Raw genomic sequence first — 18,217 nt, forward strand, 5'->3', positions numbered from 1 at the left:
AATGCGGCCTATGAGCAGCCCACCCCTCCATGCCCTCGTGTACGTCAGCCATGCTGCCGGTAAGCTCGACAACGGCTACCTTGACAGCATCATGGTCGACGCCATGGCCCTCAACCAGGTCGCCAAAGTTACCGGCGTGCTGCTTTTCGATGGCGAGCGCTTTCTGCAGTACATGGAAGGCAGCGAGGCGGCGGTGTCGGCGGCTTTTCTCCGCGTGCAGCGCTCACGTCGGCATTCGGGTATCCGCGTGTTGATGCGCGGTGAGGTGGCACAACGGTATTTTTCGAAGTGGTCGATGGCCTGCCGCCATACCGAGGCCTCGATCCTGCAGCGCATCGAGCGCAGCCGCTGGGAGTCGAGGATGTTGCCGCAGATATCAACCGACCGTAGCGATAACGACGGTCTGGCGCTGCTGATGCAGTTCTGGTCGGACGAGGGCTGAGCCGGGAGGTGTGCTGATGCGCGTCAATTGCGTGTCAGCACGTGCCGCGCAACTCTCGCCACGCGTTTACATCGGTACGGCGATGCTGGGTGCCAGCCCAAGGAGATTCATCCATGCACAGCAACGCCCTCGGACTGCCCAATGAGCCCACTGGCCAAACCATGCCCGGCGCACCGCAGGAGCCACTTCCGGCGCCAACGCCGGTGGAAGCACCGGTGACCCCGGACCCGCCGGCGCAGGATCCACCCCGTGAAGTACCGCCCGAGCGCGACCCGCCGCCAGCCGACGCGCCGGTGGAAGAACCGCCGGCACCGGGCCACGCGCCTCAGCCCGGCGGCTGAACGCTTCAGCGCGGGGTGGGTGGCTTTTCGTAGTCGTCCGGACTCACTTCGCCTTTGCCGCTGCCCTGGTCGGGCATGTCCTTGTCCTTCCAGCGCGCTGAATCGTTGCGCGTCTTGTCCGGCGTAAACGCCTTCTGCTGATCATCTTCAGGATTGCCGGATACCGGCTTGTCGGTGTTCATCGCTGCGCTCCAACAGGTGGTGTGGGCAGACGCTCCGCCTGTACGGGTGAACGTTCTGTCGCCACGCATGGACACGCCCCACACGTCGAAGTCACGGCCCCGGTACGCCGCACGCGTTAACAAGGCGGTACCTATCTGCTGGAGCACTGTATGCGCGCCTTGACCTACCACGGCAGCAAAGACGTTCGGGTCGACACTGTCCCCGATCCGGTGCTGGCCGCGCCGGACGACCTGATCCTGCGCGTGACCGCCACCGCCATTTGCGGCTCGGACCTGCATCTGTATCGCGGCAAGATTCCCGACCTGCACACCGGCGACGTGCTGGGCCATGAGTTCATGGGCATCGTCGAAGAAGTCGGGGCAGGGGTGAGCGACCTGCGACCGGGCGACCGGGTGGTGATTCCCTTCGTGATCGCCTGCGGCGAGTGCTTCCACTGCCGGCTTACCGAATTCGCGGCATGCGAGACCACCAACAGCGGCAAGGGCGCGGCGGTCAATCAGAAAGGCATCCGCCCACCGGCGGCGCTGTTCGGCTACAGCCATCTGTACGGCGGTGTATCCGGAGGGCAGGCCGAATTCGTGCGTGTGCCCAAGGCCAACGTCGGACCGCTGCGCATCCCCGACGGCCTGTCCGACGAACAGGTGCTGTTCTTGTCCGATATCCTGCCGACCGGCTACCAGGCCGCGCTCAATGCCGGGGTCAAGCCAGGCTCCACCGTGGCGATCTTCGGCGCCGGTCCGGTCGGTCTGATGAGCGCGGCGTGCTGCCGCCTGCTGGGCGCGGAGACGATCTTCATGGTCGATCATCTGCCCTACCGGCTGGCCTTCGCCCAGCAGACCTACGGCGTTACGCCGATCGACTTCACCCAAGTGGGGGATCCGGCCGAGTACATCGTGACCCAGACCAACGGTCGTGGCGTGGATGCCACCATCGAGGCCGTGGGCTTTGAAGCCGAGGGCAGTGCGCTGGAGTCGGCGTTGACCACGCTCAAGGTCGAGGGCAGCAGCGGCGTGGCGATCCGGCAGTGCATCGCCGCCACGCGCCGTGGCGGCACGGTCAGCATTCCCGGCGTATACGCTGGTTTCGTGCATGGTTTCCTGCTCGGCGACGCGTTCGACAAGGGGCTCACCTTCAAGATGGGCCAGACCCACGTGCAGCGGCTGATGCCGGAGCTGCTCGACCATATCGCCGAGGGCAACCTCGATCCGGGCGTGATCGTCACCCATCGCATGGCGCTGGAAGATGCGGCCAAGGGGTATGAGATCTTCGACCGCAAGCAGGAGGATTGCCGCAAGGTGATCCTGACGCCCTGACATGGCCACCGTCGTGGACATCGCCGCTTCCCGCCTCGCAACGCCGTTGCTGGTGCGCCAGGCGCGTGACTGGCTGGCCCGGCAACCTGCACTGCCACCCCCGGGCGGTGGCGATACGCTGCTGCGCTGGCAGTCGCTGGCACAGATCGCCGCGCAGGATTTGTGCCTTGCCAAGGTATTGGAGGCGCACTACGACGCGCAGGCGATCCTGCAGGAACTGGGCGCAGGTCCGCCCGAGCGCGGACAACTCGGTGCGGTATGGGCCGCCGAAGGGCCGGCCGCGACGCTGGCGTTCGATGCGCAGCAGGGCACGTTGAGCGGCGACAAGCCGTGGTGCTCAGGTGCGGAGTGGGTCGACTTCGCCCTGGTGACGGTGCGTGACGGCACGCAATCGCGGTTGTTCCGCGCTGATCTGCGCAATGCCCGCCTCGGCTGCCAGGCACAGGACTGGCAGGCCACCGGCATGGGGCGCGTGCCCAGCAGTACCGCGCACTTCCGGCAGGTACCGGCGGTCGAGGTCGGGCAGGCCAATGCGTATCTGGAGCGTCCGGGCTTCTGGCACGGCGGTGCGGGTATCGCCGCATGCTGGTTCGGCGCGGCGGCGGCACTGGCCGAACCGCTCCGCCGCTCGCCAAAGACCGCTGAAGCCGGCACCGCTGCGGTGCTGCTGGGCGAAGTGGATATGGCGCTTTCCCCGTGCGCGTCGCTGCTGCGCGAATTGGCGGCACTGCTGGACGCCCAGCCCGAGCACCCGCACATGACCGAGGTGCTGCGTGCGCGAAGCGTGGTCGAGCGGGCCTGCGTGCACACCTTGGACCTGGTCGCGCGCGGGCTGGGCCCGGGCCCCATGTGCTTGGACCAGGACCATGCGCGGCGTTGGAGCGATCTGACCGTGTTCATCCGTCAGAGCCACGCCGACCGCGACTGGCAGCAGTTGGGCATGGACTGTCATCGCGCGGGGCGGCCATGGAGCTTGTAGACCGCCAGATCGATGGCAACGGCATCAGCGAGGCGCAGTGGCAGTCCTGCGCATGGCTGCAATCGCTGCCGGAACAGACGCCGCAGACGCTGTTCGCCGGCATTGCCCGCGTGGTGGTGGTGTCGCCCCATCCGGACGATGAAGTGCTTGCCTGCGGCGGAGTGATGGCCTGCGCGCACAGCGCTGGGCTGCCGGTGCTGGTGGTGTCGGTGACCGACGGCGAGGCGTGCTACCCCGACCATTCCCTCTGGCTGCCACAGCGATTGCGCGAGGAACGCCAGCGCGAACTGGATCGCGCGCTGGCGTGCCTTGGGCTGACCCATGCACAACGGCATGCGTGGCACATCGGCGACGGTACGGTGACCCAGCATGAGGCGGAGGTTGCCGCGCGCCTGTTGGCCTTGCTGCGCGAAGACGATCTGGTGCTGGCCCCGTGGATGCTGGACGGCCATCCCGACCATGAAGCGGTGGGGCGTGCCTGCGCGCGTGCCGCGTCGCACCGGGGCTGCGCGCGCCGGGAGTTTCCCGTGTGGGGCTGGCACTGGCTGGACCCACAGCAGGCCGCGCGCGCGTGGTCGCCGGCGTTCCGTTTCCGCCTGTCCCCGCAGGTGCAGCAGCGCAAGCGGGTGGCCATCGGCCAGTTCGGCACCCAGACCGGCACCGCGCCGGGACTGGACTGCGCCCCGATCCTGCCCGATGCGGTGCTGCAACGTTTCCAGCGTGATTACGAGGTACTGCTTGGATGAGCGATGTCGCGTACTTCAATGCGATCTACCAGAACGAGGACCCGTTCGAGTACCGCACCCGCTGGTACGAAGCGCGTAAACGCGCGCTGACCTTGGCGAGCCTGCCGCAGGCGCATTACCTGCGCGCCTGGGAACTGGGCTGCTCCAACGGCGTGCTGACCGCCGCGCTGGCACCGCGCTGCGCCCAGTTGCTGGCCACCGACCTCAGTGAAGAGGCCGTGGCCGCGGCGCGCCGGACCGTGGCCGGGCAGCCGCATGTGACGGTGGAGCGCGCGCAGCACCCGCAGGACTGGCCGGAGGACCCGTTCGACCTGATCGTGTTCAGCGAACTGGGCTACTACCTGGAGGAAGCGGACATGCAGGCAATGGCGGCGCGCCTGGTCGCATCGCTGGGTCCGCAGGGCGTGCTGATCGCCTGCCATTGGCGCCCGCCATTCGCGCAGGCGCGCTGCAGCACGGACTTCGTGCACGCGCAGCTGGATGCACTGCTGACCCGGGTCTTTTCCTGGTCCGACGCTGACATGGTCCTGCAGGGGTGGTCGCGCGATACGCGCTCGGTGGCGCAACACGAGGGGCTGCGATGATTGCCGCGATCGTGCCGGCCCACAACGAAGAACAGATGATCGGCCCGTGCCTGCAGGCGCTGCAGGTAGCGGCTGCGCATTGCGCGCTGGACGGCGAGGCGGTCGCCATCGTGGTGGCGCTGGACCGCTGCAGCGACGCGACTGCGGAGATATGCAGGCGATTGGGCGTGCACACCGTGTGCGTGGAAGCCGGCTGCGTTGGCGTCGCCCGTGCGGCGGCCAGCGAAGTTGCGCTGGCGCTGGGTGCGCGCTGGATCGGGTGCACTGACGCCGACAGCCGCGTGCCCGGGGACTGGCTGGTCAAACAGTTGCACTGCGGTGCCGGCGCGTTCTGCGGGGTGGTGACGGTGGAGGATTGGCTCGATTACGCGCCCACGGTGCAGGAGCGCTTTCTGGCCAGCGAGCACCTGCATGATGGGCATGCACACGTGCACGGCGCCAACATGGGTTTCAGTGCGGCTGCCTACCGCGACAGCGGCGGATTCCTGCCGCTTGTGTCCGGGGAGGATGTGGCCTTGATCGAGGCGATCCAGAACAGTGGTGCACGTGTTGCCCGGCTGGCCGCACCCCAGGTCGTGACCAGTGCACGCCGTCATGCCCGCGCGACGCGGGGCTTCAGCGACTTCCTCAAGCGCCTGGAGCAGCAGGTGGGCCATGACGGCGGCGTTCCGGGGCTGGCGTTGCCCAACATCGGGCGAAAATCGGCAGGCGCGTGCTGATGGCGGCGGTTGATCTGCTCGGATGGGCGGCCACCCTCGTCCTGGTGGCCACGCTCTGGCGGCAGATCTGGAAGCAATGGCGCGCCGAGGATGCGCAAGCGGTTTCGACGTGGTTGTTCGTGGGGCAGATCACGGCCTCGGTGCTGTTCATCCTGTACAGCATCGCGTTGCATTCCTGGGTATTCGTGGTCACCAACAGCCTGGTGCTCGCGACCGCGATCGCAGGCCAATGCCTGTCCTGGATCAAGCGCCGTCGCGCGTCTTCGTGACGACCCAATCGCGTGATGAACACGCGCGCACAACACCTGCATTTCATCGCGCATACGTCGCTGAACCGCGCGTTTTGGATGTCACGCCGACTTCATTCCCGATCGCTAAAAGTGGACTCACCCAAACGGGCAACCCGTCCTCTACAGGAGCAACATCAGTGACTACCGAAACCAAGACCACCCATACCTTGAACGACCTGATCGAGATTGCCCGCGACGGTAAGGAGTTCTACACCGAAGCGGCCGGCAAGGTGGAAGACACCGAGCTGTCGTCGCTGTTCACCCGCATCGCCGGGGTCAAGGACGAGATCGTGCGTTCGCTCAGCGCCACCGTTCTGGCCGCGGGTGGCAAGCCGGCCGAGCACGGCACCGTGGTCGGCTCGATGCAGCAGTTCTACGGCAAGGTGCGCGCCACGCTCGGCGACACCCAGTACGGCTACGTGGCCGAGCTGGAAGAATCCGAGGACCGCTTGCTGAAGGCGTTCAAGGACACCCTTACCGACGCCGACACCCCGCCGGCAGCGCGCCAGGAAGTGCAGCGCCTGCTGCCGCAGGTGCAGGAATGCCATGCGGTCATGCGTGACCGCAAGCATGCGATGAAGCACTGATCGACTGCTCTGCGATGGCAACGGATCGCCTCGGCATGATCCGTTCCAGATGAACGCGCGGACCGCGCAGACAGCCCCGGCACGTCCGGGGCTGTCTGCGTCCGGGCGACCGCACGCACACGTACGGGGCAGGGGGAATTGGTGCATACTCGATCGAAAGGGCTGCTTGGATCTGCTATGGAACACATGCGTTGGCTGACGCTTCGCCTAGGCAACAATCAATCCATCGGGCCGAAGGTTCTGTCGGACCTGTGGTCCAATGCCTGCGAAACGAATCAGTCGTCTGTCACCCGCGACACGATGCCGGGTAAATCCACGTCCTATGCGTTGCATGCGCCGCTGTCGCTGGCGTATCCCAAGCGCGCGGAGCTGCGCATGCGCAAGCTGCTGGAAGAAGCCGGCTACACCTTTACCCTCGGCTCTCTGGCCGACCGGCCGGCACCGCAGCCGATGCGCAGCACCCGCTGATCAGCGCGGCGCCAGCCGCCGCAGCATGATCCGCACCGGGAAGCCCCCGGCATGTTCGACCGACTCCAGCGGCATCCACCCCAGCCGGCGATACAGACCACCGTCGTCGGCCTCGGTCTGCAGGTACACATCGCGTACGCCCAGGGCGGCGGCGCGCGTCATCAGGTCTTCAATCAGCACGGCGGCGATGCCTCGGCCGCGGTGCGAGCCGCGCACGTAGACGCCGCCGAGCCAGTGCTGGCGCTCCGGGCGCTCGGTGCGTTCATGGAATTTCAACTGCGCCGCCGCGATCGGTTCTCCGTCATCCAGGGCGATCAGCAGCAGGGGCAGGGCGGCGTCGTGGAGGAATACTTCCAGCCGCTGGCATTCGTCGGCCTCGGTGCGGCCGGGCAGGTGGCTGCCCCATTCAGTGAAATACCAGGCGGCCACGGTCGGCAGCAGGGCGGGGTTCTGGCTCAGCGGGATGCGTTCAAGTGTCATGGCGGTTCCAGTCGCACGATCAGGGGAAGTCTTCAACGGATCGGATACACGGCCATGACCGCGCAGCCCAGGTAGTTGCGCGGGTTGCTCTGACGGCGGAGATCGCCGGGCATGGCCTGGCTGGCCATCATGCGGTCGCCAGGATTGCCGCAGATCAGACCGTTGCCGAAGCCGGAGCGGAATGAAATCTCCGGCGCGTTGCTGACCTCCGGGCAGTACGTGCCCAGTTCCACGCGGTAATAGCGGTTGCCGCCGGAGCGCTTGGGGTTGGTTTCGACCTTGATGCCCTTGGGATCTTCGGACCAGCTGCGCAGGGCGCGCGTGCTGAAACAATAGGCCGGCGAGGCGCCGAAGCGGCTGCGGGTTTCCGAGGTCGCCGCCACCTGCACGGTGGGCAACGTTTTCAGCGTGCGCGCGTCGCTCAGCTTGGCCTGCGCGGCGAACTCGCGCGCGTCGATGCGCGCCACCGAGGCAATAGGGCAAAGACGCCCATCGACGCGCACCTGTTCATCGGGACCGCCACAGGCCCAGCCCGAAGGCGCTTCCAGCACCGCTTCGGCGGCATCGTCCACGCCGGGGCAGGCAGATTGGAAGCGCACGCGCCACGGCTGGTAGTCGGCGGCCAGCACGGTCACGCTGTCGGCGTCGGTCTGGTTCATGTCGCGCAGGCCGCGCGCATCCAGGCAGCCGGGGCCGGGCGCAATCCGGGTCGGTTCGCGTGGGGCGACGGCCGCGGCGGTCAAGGGGAGGCAGGTGAGCGCGAGGCCCAGCAGGGCGAAGCAGCGCATCCGGGCAGGGCGGGGCATTCCAGGCGACGTCACAGTGTGCATTCCATGCGGACAGGACCGGCCGACTATATCAGCGGGGGACGGCCGCCCCGCTGGATTGCGTCACGCCTGGCGCGCGCGCAGACTGATCGTTCCCACGGTTCACGCGCGTCCTGTCTGCCCACGTCCATGCCTGCTGCCGCCTTCAACCTGCGTCGCTACGGTCGCGCGTCCAGTGTGGACCGACATGATTTCGCCCAATGGGTGCTGCCGGTGGATGGCGAACTGGCGTTCGAGCTGGACGGGCGCGGTGCGCGGCTGGACGTGTGGCAGGGCGCGTTCGTGGCGCCGTGGGCCGGGCATGCGCAGTCCGCGTTGGCCGATGACCGGTTCCTGATCGTTGATTGTCCGGTCGCGCTGCTGGACGAAGACACCCTGCAACGGCTGGACGAGCACCCGGTGCTGGCGCTGCCGATCGAGGTCCGCGCGATGGCCCAACGGGTCAGTGCGGGCTTGCCGCCGCGGATCGATGGTGCCGTGGTGGCGCGCGAATTGCCGCTGCTGCTGCACGCGTTTTCGCTGGCGGGCAGTGCGACGCGGCTGCAGGCCGTGTGCGCGCGCATCGAACAGTCGCCAGGGCAGGCCTGGCCGGTGGAGCGGATCGCGGCCGCGGTCGGGGTCAGCAGTAGTCGCGTGCATGCGCTGTTCCGCGCGGCATTGGATATGCCCCCGCTGGCATGGTTGAGCGCGTGCCGGTTGCGCTGCGCACGCCGCCACCTGGCCGGAAGCACGCTGTCCATCGCCAGCATCGCCCAGCAGGCCGGTTACTCCGAGCAGAGCGCACTGACCCGTGCATTGCGTCGTGAGTGGGGGATGACCCCGGCCGAGTACCGGCGGCGCCACCGGCAGTAGCCTGGGTCAAGATCGACGGCGCGCGCGTGCCTACACTGGCGCACTCCTCCAGCAATGACCCGCACGCGCAGATGAATCGATCCATGGGAGTTGGCATCGCCAACGGAATCGCCGCCGGTGCGCTGTGGGGCGTGGTGTTCCTGGCCCCGGCGATGCTGAGCCACTTCAGCGCGGTGCAGTTGTCGGCCGGGCGTTACCTGGTGTATGGGCTGATCGCGGTGGTGTTGCTGGCGCCGCGCTGGCGGCAGCTGCGCACGCGGATCGGCGCGGCCGAATGGCGCGGCCTGCTGTGGCTGAGCCTGGCCGGCAACCTGGTGTATTTCGTGCTGCTGGCCAATGCGGTGCAGTGGGCCGGCGGCGCGGCCGCCTCGCTGATCGTGGGGCTGATCCCAGTGGTGGTGACGCTGGCCGGCGTGCGTGAGCAAGGCGCGGTGCCGTTGCGACGGTTGGCGCCGGCACTGCTGCTGTGCCTGCTCGGCGTCGGGCTGGTCGGTTACGAGGCGCTGCAGGCCGAGCACGCCGGCGGTTCGACCGGGCAGCGTGCGCTGGGGCTGCTGTGCGCGGTCGGCGCGCTGCTGTCCTGGGCGGTGTACTCGATCGGCAACAGCCGCTGGCTGGCGCGGCGCCCGGATATCTCCGGACACGACTGGTCGTTGCTGACCGGGCTGGCCACCGGCGGGCTGGCGTTGCTGCTGGTGCCCAGCGCGTTCGCGCTGCAGAACACCCCGCATGTCACGGCCGACTGGGGCTGGTTCTGGCTGATCAGCGCCGGGGTGGCGGTGGTGGCCTCGGTACTGGGCAATGCATGCTGGAACCGCGCCAGCCGCAACCTGCCGCTGACCCTGACCGGGCAGATGATCGTGTTCGAAACGCTGTTCGCGCTGCTCTACGGCTTTGCCTGGCAGCACCGCCTGCCGACCGCGATGGAAACCGTGGCGATCGTCTGCCTGATCGCCGGCGTGCTGATGTGTGCGCACGCACATCGCCCACCCCGCGCGATTGCCGAGCACGCGGGATGAGCGTTTGGGCCAAGGGCATTGCGCCAGCTGGATGGTCTCATTCGCAACTTGTTTGCCGACGTTACCGGCATGTTGCGCGCGTGGATTTTTTGCACTGCAACACTTGACAAGTCCCCCGCCGGCGTTGTTTTCTTGACCCATGGTCTCCCTCGCCGCCACCGCCCAGCCGTGCATCGCCGCCCTTGCGGTCGATCGAGCCGTGGCCGGCCGGAGCACCGGTACCACCACCATTACCACCGTCACCACTCGCCCGGTGCGGCCCGTCGTCTTCGCGTAATTTCCGAAAACAACGGCCCCGCACCCGGAACAGGTTGCGGGGGAGCGCCTTCAACCTGACCCGACGCGGGGCCTCGAATCGAGGTCTACATGTCTTCCGTCGCCGTCCTGCCTGCTGTTGCTGATCCTGCCGCCCCGGTCCTGCGGGCCGCCACCTCCACGGTCGTGCACAAGTTCGGCGGCACCTCGGTGGCCGACGCCGAGCGCTACCGCCATGTCGCCCAGCTGCTGCTGGCGCGCGACGAAGCGGTGCAGGTCACCGTGGTCTCGGCGATGAAGGGCGTCACCGATGCGCTGATCGCGCTGGCCGGCCTGGCGGCCGACGATGCGCCGCACTGGCGCGACCACTGGCATGCGCTGCGTGCGCGGCACCGCGGCGCGGCAGTCGCGATGCTGGGCGAACAGGCCGGGCCGACGGTGGAATGGTTCGATGCGCGCTTTGACCACCTGGCCGAAGTACTGGGCGCGCTGGCGGTGATCGGCGAGTTGCCGGTGGAAGTGCTGGACCGCGTGCAGGGGCTGGGCGAGGTGTATTCGGCGCAGCTGCTCGGCCAGTACCTGCAGACCCTGGGCGAAGACTGCGCGGTGCTGGATGCGCGCGATGTGCTGGTGGTGGACCGTGGCGAGCTGGGCGTGGACGTGGACTGGGTGCAGAGCGCGCAGCGGCTGGCGACCTGGCGGCAGGCGCATCCGGGCCCGCGCGTGGTGGCCACCGGCTTCGTGGCGCGCGATCGCCGCGACCGCATCACCACCCTGGGCCGCAACGGCAGCGATTACTCCGGTGCGATCTTTGCCGCGCTGTTCGATGCCGACGAGCTGCATATCTGGACCGACGTGGACGGCGTGCTGTCGGCCGACCCGCGGGTGGTGCCCGAAGCGGTGCAGCTGGATGCGCTCAGCTACGACGAGGCCTGCGAGCTGGCCTACTTCGGGGCGAAGGTAGTGCATCCGCAGACGATGTCGCCAGCGATCGAACGCGGCCTGCCGATCATCATCCGCAACACTTTCCGGCCCGACCATCCGGGTACCCGGATCACCGCCGAGCGCACCGTGTCCGGTCCGATCAAGGGCCTCACGCTCAGCCCCGACCTGGCCGTGCTGAACCTGGAAGGCACCGGCCTGATCGGCGTGCCGGGTACCGCCGAGCGCGTGTTCGCCGCGCTGCGCAATGCGCAGGTGTCGGTGGTGATGATCTCGCAGGGGTCTTCCGAGCATTCGATCTGCTGCGTGGTCCGGCAGGCCGAATCGGCGCGTGCGCGCAATGCGCTGTTGCAGGCCTTCGCGCATGAGCTGGCGTTGGGCCAGGTGCAGCGCGTGCAGCTCACCGACAACGTCAGCGTGTTGGCGGCGGTGGGCGATGGCATGGCCGGGCAGCCGGGCGTGGCCGCGCGCCTGTTCGAATCGCTGGGCCGCGCCCAGGTCAATATCCTGGCGATCGCGCAGGGCTCGTCCGAGCGCAACATCTCGGTGGCCGTGGACAGCCGCCATGCGACCAAGGCGCTGCGCGCCGCACACGCCGGTTTCTGGTTGTCGCCGCAGACCTTCTCGGTCGGCGTGATCGGCCCGGGCAACGTCGGGGCGGCCTTGCTCGATCAGCTGCAGGCGGCACAGACCCAGTTGCTGGGCCGGGCCAACGTGGACCTGCGGCTGCGCGCGGTGGCCTCGCGCAGCCGCATGCTGCTCGACCAGCGCGGTGTGCACGGCGACTGGCGTGCCGCCCTGGCCGGCCCGGGCGCACCCACCGACCTGGACGCATTCACCGAGCACCTGCTGTCGGCGCACCTGCCGCACGCGCTGATCATCGATTGCAGCGGCAGTGCCGATGTTGCCGATCGCTATGCCGGGTGGCTGGCAGCGGGCATCCATGTGGTCACCCCGAACAAACAGGCCGGTGCCGGTCCGCTGCCGCGCTACCACGCGATCCGCGAGGCGGCCGCCGCCAGTGGTGCGCGCTTCCGTTACGAGGCCACCGTTGGCGCCGGGCTGCCGGTGATCACCACGCTGCGCGACCTGGTCGATACCGGCGACGAAGTGCTGGCCATCGACGGCATTTTCTCGGGCACGCTGGCGTGGCTGTTCAACAAATACGACGGCCAGGTACCGTTTTCGCAGCTGGTCGCGCAGGCGCGGGGCATGGGCTATACCGAGCCGGACCCGCGCGATGACCTGTCCGGCGTCGACGTGGCGCGCAAGCTGGTGATCCTGGCCCGCGAGGCCGGGCGCGAGTTGAGCCTGGAGCAGGTGCAGGTGGAAAGCCTTGTGCCCGAGGTGCTGCGTCAGGCGAGCGTCGAGGAGTTCATGGGCGGCTTGGATGCGGTGGACGCGCTGTTCGCCGAGCGGCTCGCCCAAGCCCGTGCGCGCGGGGCGGTGCTGCGCTACGTGGCGCGGCTGTCGGCTGACGGTGCGCAGGTGGGATTGGTGGAATTGCCGGCCGCGCACGCCTTCGCCACTCTGCGCCTGACCGACAACGTGGTGCAGTTCACCACCCGGCGCTACTGCGACAACCCGCTGGTGGTGCAGGGCCCCGGTGCCGGGCCGGAGGTGACCGCCGCGGGCGTGTTCGCCGATGTGCTGCGGGTAGCGGTCGGTGAAGGGGCACGCCTGTGAGTGCAGGTGACAGTGCCCGTGCGTTTTCGCCGGCGTCGGTAGGCAATGCGGCGGTGGGCTTCGACATCCTTGGGCATGCCATCGCCGGAGTCGGCGATACGGTCAGCGTGCGTCGCATCGCCACGCCCGAGGTGCGCATCGTGGCGATCCGTGGCACGCCGTTCGCGCTGCCGCTCAACGCCGCCGACAACACGGCCGGTGCGGCACTGATCGCGCTGCGCGAGGCGCTGGCGCTGCCGTTCGGCTTCGAGGTGGAGATCGACAAGGGCATCGCGCTCGGCTCGGGCATGGGCGGCTCGGCGGCATCGTGCGTGGCCGCGCTGGTGGCGGCCAACGCGCTGCTGGACGCCCCGTTGTCGCGGCAGGCGCTGTATCCGTTCGCGCTGACCGGCGAGGCGGTGGCCAGTGGCGGCCGGCATGGTGACAACGTCGGGCCGATGCTGCTCGGGGGGCTGGTGTTGAGCACGGCCGAGCGGCTGGTGCCGATTCCCGTGCCGGATGCCTGGCACAGCCTGCTGGTGCATCCCGATGCGGTGCTGGAAACCCGCCGTGCACGCGCCGCGCTGCAGGGCAGTTATGCGCTGGGCGAGTTCGTGCAGCAGAGCGCCAACCTGGCGCTGGTACTGAGCGGATGCTTCAACGCCGATGCATCGCTGGTCCGCGCCGGGCTGCGCGATGTGCTGGTCGAGCCGCGCCGCGCCGGGCTGATTGCCGGCTTCCCTGCAGCGCGTGATGCCGCGCTGGCTGCCGGTGCGATGGGCGCCAGCATCTCCGGTGCCGGCCCCAGCGTATTTGCCTGGTTCGAGCATCGCGACGCGGCGCTGGCCGCACAGGCGGCGGTGCAGCAGGCCTTCGCCGAGGCCGGTTTCGACAGCCAGGGCTGGGTGTCGCCGTTGAACGCCCCCGGCGCGCAGTTGCTGTGAGCCGCGTGTTTCCCCTTTTTCTCCAGGACCGCCGATGAACTTTGTCTCCACCCGCCACAACGCGCCTGCCGCGACCCTGAGCCAGGCCATCGCCGCAGGGCTTGCCCCGGATGGCGGACTTTACGTGCCGGCGCAGCGACCACGGGCGCGGACATGGCGCGCGCATGGCACGCTGGCGCAGGATGCCGCAGCGGTGCTCGCCGCCTATTTCGAGGGCGACGCGTTGGCCCCGCAGCTGGACCGACTGTGCGCGCAGGCGTTCGATTTTCCCGCGCCGCTGCGCACGCTGAGTACGCCGGGCGATCACGTGCTTGAGCTGTTCCATGGCCCCACCGCCGCGTTCAAGGACTTCGGTGCGCGCTTCCTTGCCGCCAGCCTGGCCCAGCTGCAGCAGGAGCGCGCGCAGCCGCTGACGATCGTGGTCGCCACCTCCGGCGATACCGGTGCGGCGGTGGCGGCTGCCTTCCACCGTCAGCCGGGCATCCGCGTGGTGGTGCTGTATCCCGACGGGCGCGTGTCACCCCGGCAGGCCCATCAGTTGGGCTGTTTCGGCGACAACATCCATACCCTGCGCGTGGCCGGCGCCTTCGATGACTGCCAGGCGATGGTCAAGCAGGCCTTGGGCGATCGCGCCTTGCAGGCGCAGGTGCCGCTGAGCTCGGCCAACAGCATCAGCCTGGGCCGTTGGCTGCCGCAGATGAGCTACTACGCGCATGCAGCGCTGCAGCATCACGTGGCCACCGGGCAGGTGCTCAACCTGGTGGTGCCGACCGGCAACCTGGGCAATGCGATGGCGGCGGTGCTGGCGCGGTCGATGGGGCTGCCGCTGGGGCGGATCGCGCTGGCGACCAATGCCAACGACGTGCTGCCACGGTTCTTCCATGGCGGGTCCTACCAGCCGGCCACCAGCGTGGCGACCGTGGCCAATGCGATGGACGTGGGAGCACCGAGCAACTTCGAACGGCTGCGCTGGTTGTACGCCGACGACGATGCCGCGCTGCGTGCCGATTTCCGTGTCGAGGCCGTCGACGATGCGGCGATCCGCGACCTCATCGCGCGGCGCTGGGCGCAGGCCGGCGAACTGTTCTGCCCGCATACCGCCACCGCCATCGTGCTGCTGGAGCAGCTGCGCAGCGAAGGCGTGCAGGGCGATTGGGCGGTGGCCGCCACCGCGCACCCGGCCAAGTTCGAATCGGTGGTGGAACCGCTGATCGGCCAGGCGCTGGACGTGCCCCCGGCGCTGGCCGACCTGCTCCAGCGCCCGGCACACGCCGAACCCTGTGCACCGGATTATCCAGCGCTGCGCGAGGTCCTCCTCAATCTACGGTAATGCCGAGCCACGCTCGGCAGGCGGGCAGCCGCCCCTGGATCAACGGTAGTGCCGAGCCGTGCTCGGCAGGCTCTCGCCCGAACCCCTCCACCCGCGCCACAACGCGGCCACCGCCTCACTCCGCGCCGGAAAGCCTCTGCAGTCCCGCTTCGTCAAGAATCTCCACGGTGTTCAGATGCGGCAGGGCGATCAGGCCCTGCTGGCGCAGCTTGGTGAACGTACGGCTCACCGTTTCCATGGTCAGGCCGAGGTGGTCGGCGATGTCGCCGCGCCCCATCGGCAGCGTCACCCGCAGCCCGTCCGCGCCCAGCATGGCTTCGCGCGCGGCCAGCCGCAGCAGAAAATCGGCCAGCTTTTCGGCCGGCTGCAGGCGGGCCAGCGACAGCGCGGCATCCTGGGCGTCATCCAGCGCCTGGCACGCGCGCTGCAGCAGCTTGCGTTCCAGATGCGGATAACGCTGCCGCAGGTCTTTCATCTGCGGCAGCGCGACGCGGCAGACACGGCTGTCGGCGATCGCTTCGATGTCGTAGCGGTGGCTGTCGCTGCCGGTCAGGCCCAGGTAGTCGCCCGGCAGCACGAAACCGCTGATCTGGCGGCGGCCGTCGGCGAGGGTGCGGACCAGGCGCAACGCGCCGGCAGTCAACGTATAGACATGTTGGCGTGCCTCACCGGCGCGGGCCAGCGTGGCGCCCAGCGGCAATGCCTGCGACACGGTTACCCGCTCCAACGCCTGCCCCTCGTCCGGGGACAGTGCCGAACACACCGCCAGGTGGCGAACCGAGCAGTGCAGGCAGTCGCGCAGCGGCGCGCAGCCCGGGCTGGCGGGATCTTCAACGGCGGGAAGCGCGGTACCGGAGTGGGGCCGGGTCATGTCGAACCAGGGAGCGGGGCCTGCTTATGATACGTCATGCGGCCGCGGGCCCGGGCCGGAGCGATGGATGCAGGCCCGCCGGTTCGGCTGCGGCTAGAATATGCACCTCGCTCATCCCCCCGATTCGCAGGAGTTCCGCAAGTGATCAAGCCCCGTACGCCGCCCGGCATCATGGAATTGCTGCCACGCGAGCAGATCGCGTTCCAGCGCATGCTGGACGTCATCCGCCGCAATTACGAGCGGTTCGGGTTCCTGCCGGTGGAGACCCCGGTGTTCGAGCTGTCCGACGTGCTGCTGACCAAGTCCGGCGGCGAGACCGAGCGGCAGGTGTATTTCGTGCAGTCCACCGGTGCGCTGGCCAATGCCGCCGACGCGGGCGACAAGGCGTTGCCCGAGCTGGCCCTGCGCTTCGACCTGACCGTGCCGCTGGCCCGTTACGTGGCCGAACACGAACACGACCTGACCTTCCCGTTCCGCCGTTACCAGATGCAGCGCGTGTACCGCGGCGAGCGCGCCCAGCGTGGCCGTTTCCGCGAATTCTACCAGTGCGACATCGATGTGATCGGCAAGGACACGCTGAGCACGCGGTACGACGCCGAAGTGCTGGCGGTGATCCACGCGGTGTTCGCCGAACTGCGCATCGGCGATTTCTCGGTGCAGTTGAACAACCGCAAGCTGCTGCGCGGCTTCTTCGAAAGCCTGGGCGTGGCCGACGGCGAACGCCAGCTGGCGGTGCTGCGTGAAGTGGACAAGCTGGACAAGCGCGGCGCCGATTACGTGCGCGAGACGCTGGTGGGCGAGGGCTTCGAGATTCCGGCCGAGCAGGTGGAGCGCATCCTGGCGTTCGTCGCGGTGCGGTCGAGCAGCCACGCCGACGCGCTGGCGCAGCTGGACGCGCTGCTGGCCGACGCGGCCGCCAGCGACACGCTGAAGGTGGGCGTGGCCGAGCTGCGTGAAGTGCTGGAGCTGGTCAAGGCGCTGGGCGTGCCGGAAACCGCGTACTGCCTGAATTTCTCCATCGCCCGTGGCCTGGATTACTACACCGGCACCGTTTATGAGACCACGTTGACCGACCACCCACAGATCGGCTCGATCTGCTCGGGCGGCCGTTACGAAGACCTGGCCAGCCATTACAGCAAGTCCAAGCTGCCGGGCGTGGGCATCTCCATCGGCCTGACCCGCCTGTTCTGGCAGCTGCGCGAGGCCGGTCTGATTGCCGGTATCGAAGACAGCAGCGTGCATGCGCTGGTCGCGCTGATGGACGACGCCAGCCTGCCGCAGTCGCTGGATATCGCCCGTCGCCTGCGCGTGGGCGGCATCAACGCCGAAGTGCAGATGGAGCCGAAGAAGATCGGCAAGCAGTTCCAGTACGCCGCCAAGGCGGGCATCCGCTTCGTGGTGCTGGCCGGTGAGGACGAGCTGGCGCGTGGCGTGGTGGCGGTGAAGGACCTGCTGCGCGAGCAGCAGTTCGAGGTCTCGCGCGACGAATTGGCCAGCACCCTGCAGGTGGAGCTGGAGCAGGCCAAGGTCATGCCGTGAAGCGGGTAGTGGCAGGGGCGCTGTTGCTGCTCCTGCTCTGCGCCTGCCGGAGCGATCCGGCGCTGCACAGCGATCGGATCGCTCCGGGACATTACCGGTTGGTGGTTGATCGCTGTCATGTGATCGACCAGCGCCAGCTTGAGCAGGACCTGCGCGCGTTGGCGGGCAAGCAGTGTCCAGACGGGGCAGGGGCGCTGGAGGCCGTGCAGCCGATCCCGAGCCGCCAGGGCACCCTGTTGGGGGAGTGCCTGCGCAGCGGGGCCTTGCGCGCCGAGGTGCGTTGCAAGGCGCGATAGCGTCTTCGGTTGCTTTGCTGGCGCCCGGCTGCCGCCCTCCCTTTTGCTGTGCAGCCGACCATGGGTCGGCTCTACCACGACCGACCCCCCCGACGCCCGCGACCCGGGCGTTTTTCGTTTTCAGCGACTGAACGGCCCCCACTGTGGGCCGTAGGGCGGTTTGACCTAGCGCCGCCATTTGCGCTAATGTAATAGCACGCTATTACATTGATACGATGAAACTACGTCCCGTACCCCGCGAGAAAGACGCCCAGGCCGATCTGGCCTCGCTGGCGCGTGCGTTTGCCGCGCTGTCCGACCCGGAGGCGGTTACTGCCTTCCTGCGCGACCTGTGCACCCCGGCCGAGCTGGAGGCGCTGTCCGACCGCTGGAAGGTGGTGCCGCTGCTGCAGCAGGGCGTGCCGTATCGCGAAATCCATGAATTGACCGGTGTGAGCGTGACCACCACCGGGCGCGTGGCGCGCTCGCTGGACCATGGCCACGGTGGCTATGCCGCCGCCATCGCCGTGACCGCCGCGCCCACACCCCCCGAATCCGAGTAGAGA

General features: G+C 68.4%; 21 protein-coding genes and 1 pseudogene. 18 read left to right on the top strand and 4 right to left on the bottom strand.

The annotated features are described in order from the left end of the window. Positions 1 to 10: 10 nt before the first annotated feature. Positions 11 to 442 carry a BLUF domain-containing protein gene (locus NR101_RS03040; RefSeq protein ID WP_256773919.1) on the top strand — a complete coding sequence of 144 codons (432 nt, stop codon included), beginning with the start codon at positions 11 to 13 and terminating at the stop codon, positions 440 to 442. 113 nt (positions 443 to 555) lie between these two features. After that, positions 556 to 783 (top strand): hypothetical protein, encoded by a 228-nt coding sequence (locus NR101_RS03045; protein WP_256773918.1) that lies wholly within the window; start codon positions 556 to 558, stop codon positions 781 to 783. A gap of 5 nt (positions 784 to 788) precedes the next feature. Here NR101_RS03045 and NR101_RS03050 read toward each other — a convergent pair whose 3' ends face one another. Next, positions 789 to 965: a hypothetical protein gene (locus NR101_RS03050; RefSeq protein WP_256773917.1), complete on the bottom strand. Its 177-nt coding sequence runs from the start codon at positions 963 to 965 to the stop codon at positions 789 to 791. Positions 966 to 1,115: 150 nt separating this feature from the next. Between NR101_RS03050 and NR101_RS03055 the strand changes: the two genes are divergently transcribed. From NR101_RS03055 to NR101_RS03090, 8 genes are all read left to right on the top strand, one after another. Then, positions 1,116 to 2,279 (top strand): zinc-dependent alcohol dehydrogenase, encoded by a 1,164-nt coding sequence (locus tag NR101_RS03055; protein WP_256773916.1) that lies wholly within the window; start codon positions 1,116 to 1,118, stop codon positions 2,277 to 2,279. Between the two features lies 1 nt (position 2,280). Then, positions 2,281 to 3,258: an acyl-CoA dehydrogenase gene (locus NR101_RS03060; protein ID WP_256773915.1), complete on the top strand. Its 978-nt coding sequence runs from the start codon at positions 2,281 to 2,283 to the stop codon at positions 3,256 to 3,258. Continuing rightward, on the top strand, positions 3,246 to 4,004 hold the full coding sequence (locus tag NR101_RS03065) for a PIG-L family deacetylase (RefSeq protein WP_256773914.1): 759 nt from the start codon (positions 3,246 to 3,248) through the stop codon (positions 4,002 to 4,004). Before NR101_RS03060 ends, NR101_RS03065 begins: the two co-directional genes overlap by 13 nt. Continuing rightward, a complete protein-coding gene (locus NR101_RS03070; RefSeq protein WP_256773913.1) occupies positions 4,001 to 4,588 on the top strand; it encodes a class I SAM-dependent methyltransferase in 588 nt (195 codons plus the stop codon). Before NR101_RS03065 ends, NR101_RS03070 begins: the two co-directional genes overlap by 4 nt. Beyond that, positions 4,585 to 5,307, top strand: coding sequence for a glycosyltransferase (locus NR101_RS03075; RefSeq protein ID WP_256773912.1), 723 nt, complete (start codon positions 4,585 to 4,587; stop codon positions 5,305 to 5,307). Before NR101_RS03070 ends, NR101_RS03075 begins: the two co-directional genes overlap by 4 nt. Beyond that, positions 5,307 to 5,576, top strand: a complete 270-nt coding sequence (locus NR101_RS03080) for a PQ-loop domain-containing transporter (protein ID WP_256773911.1) — start codon at positions 5,307 to 5,309, stop codon at positions 5,574 to 5,576. Before NR101_RS03075 ends, NR101_RS03080 begins: the two co-directional genes overlap by 1 nt. Positions 5,577 to 5,734: 158 nt before the next feature. Continuing rightward, positions 5,735 to 6,184, top strand: a complete 450-nt coding sequence (locus NR101_RS03085; RefSeq protein WP_256773910.1) for a PA2169 family four-helix-bundle protein — start codon at positions 5,735 to 5,737, stop codon at positions 6,182 to 6,184. 186 nt (positions 6,185 to 6,370) lie between these two features. After that, a complete protein-coding gene (locus NR101_RS03090; protein WP_306175362.1) occupies positions 6,371 to 6,652 on the top strand; it encodes a hypothetical protein in 282 nt (93 codons plus the stop codon). Here the strand turns inward: NR101_RS03090 and NR101_RS03095 are convergent, their stop codons facing one another. Continuing rightward, entirely contained in the window at positions 6,653 to 7,132 is a 480-nt protein-coding gene (locus NR101_RS03095) for a GNAT family N-acetyltransferase (RefSeq protein ID WP_256773908.1), read from the bottom strand. A 35-nt stretch (positions 7,133 to 7,167) separates the two neighbouring features. Further along, positions 7,168 to 7,938 (bottom strand): annotated as a pseudogene (locus tag NR101_RS03100) (hypothetical protein); the annotation flags it as partial. A gap of 150 nt (positions 7,939 to 8,088) precedes the next feature. Here NR101_RS03100 and NR101_RS03105 point away from each other — a divergent pair. The 5 genes from NR101_RS03105 to thrC all read left to right on the top strand — a co-directional run bounded on the left by NR101_RS03105 (position 8,089) and on the right by thrC (position 14,966). Continuing rightward, complete coding sequence (locus NR101_RS03105) at positions 8,089 to 8,811, top strand: AraC family transcriptional regulator (protein ID WP_256773906.1); 723 nt, start codon at positions 8,089 to 8,091, stop codon at positions 8,809 to 8,811. Between the two features lie 71 nt (positions 8,812 to 8,882). Further along, entirely contained in the window at positions 8,883 to 9,830 is a 948-nt protein-coding gene (locus NR101_RS03110; protein WP_256773905.1) for a DMT family transporter, read from the top strand. A 366-nt stretch (positions 9,831 to 10,196) separates the two neighbouring features. Beyond that, entirely contained in the window at positions 10,197 to 12,713 is a 2,517-nt protein-coding gene (thrA, locus tag NR101_RS03115; RefSeq protein ID WP_256773904.1) for a bifunctional aspartate kinase/homoserine dehydrogenase I, read from the top strand. Further along, positions 12,710 to 13,636, top strand: a complete 927-nt coding sequence (locus NR101_RS03120; protein ID WP_256773903.1) for a homoserine kinase — start codon at positions 12,710 to 12,712, stop codon at positions 13,634 to 13,636. The genes thrA and NR101_RS03120 overlap by 4 nt, the downstream gene beginning before the upstream one ends. A gap of 34 nt (positions 13,637 to 13,670) precedes the next feature. Next, on the top strand, positions 13,671 to 14,966 hold the full coding sequence (thrC, locus tag NR101_RS03125) for a threonine synthase (protein ID WP_256773902.1): 1,296 nt from the start codon (positions 13,671 to 13,673) through the stop codon (positions 14,964 to 14,966). Between the two features lie 115 nt (positions 14,967 to 15,081). Here the strand turns inward: thrC and NR101_RS03130 are convergent, their stop codons facing one another. Continuing rightward, positions 15,082 to 15,837 carry a helix-turn-helix domain-containing protein gene (locus NR101_RS03130; RefSeq protein WP_256773901.1) on the bottom strand — a complete coding sequence of 252 codons (756 nt, stop codon included), beginning with the start codon at positions 15,835 to 15,837 and terminating at the stop codon, positions 15,082 to 15,084. Between the two features lie 141 nt (positions 15,838 to 15,978). Here NR101_RS03130 and hisS point away from each other — a divergent pair, with 141 nt between their 5' ends. From hisS to NR101_RS03145, 3 genes are all read left to right on the top strand, one after another. Continuing rightward, positions 15,979 to 17,376 carry a histidine--tRNA ligase gene (gene hisS, locus NR101_RS03135; RefSeq protein WP_256773900.1) on the top strand — a complete coding sequence of 466 codons (1,398 nt, stop codon included), beginning with the start codon at positions 15,979 to 15,981 and terminating at the stop codon, positions 17,374 to 17,376. Next, the gene (locus NR101_RS03140) at positions 17,373 to 17,672 is read left to right on the top strand and encodes a hypothetical protein (protein ID WP_256777699.1); all 300 of its coding nucleotides are present in this window, start codon (positions 17,373 to 17,375) and stop codon (positions 17,670 to 17,672) included. The genes hisS and NR101_RS03140 overlap by 4 nt, the downstream gene beginning before the upstream one ends. A 215-nt stretch (positions 17,673 to 17,887) precedes the next feature. Then, the gene (locus NR101_RS03145) at positions 17,888 to 18,214 is read left to right on the top strand and encodes a YerC/YecD family TrpR-related protein (protein WP_256773898.1); all 327 of its coding nucleotides are present in this window, start codon (positions 17,888 to 17,890) and stop codon (positions 18,212 to 18,214) included. Positions 18,215 to 18,217 lie beyond the last annotated feature (3 nt).

The organism is Stenotrophomonas sp. Ste86, from assembly GCF_024519465.1.
Taxonomy (GTDB): Bacteria; Pseudomonadota; Gammaproteobacteria; order Xanthomonadales; family Xanthomonadaceae; genus Stenotrophomonas.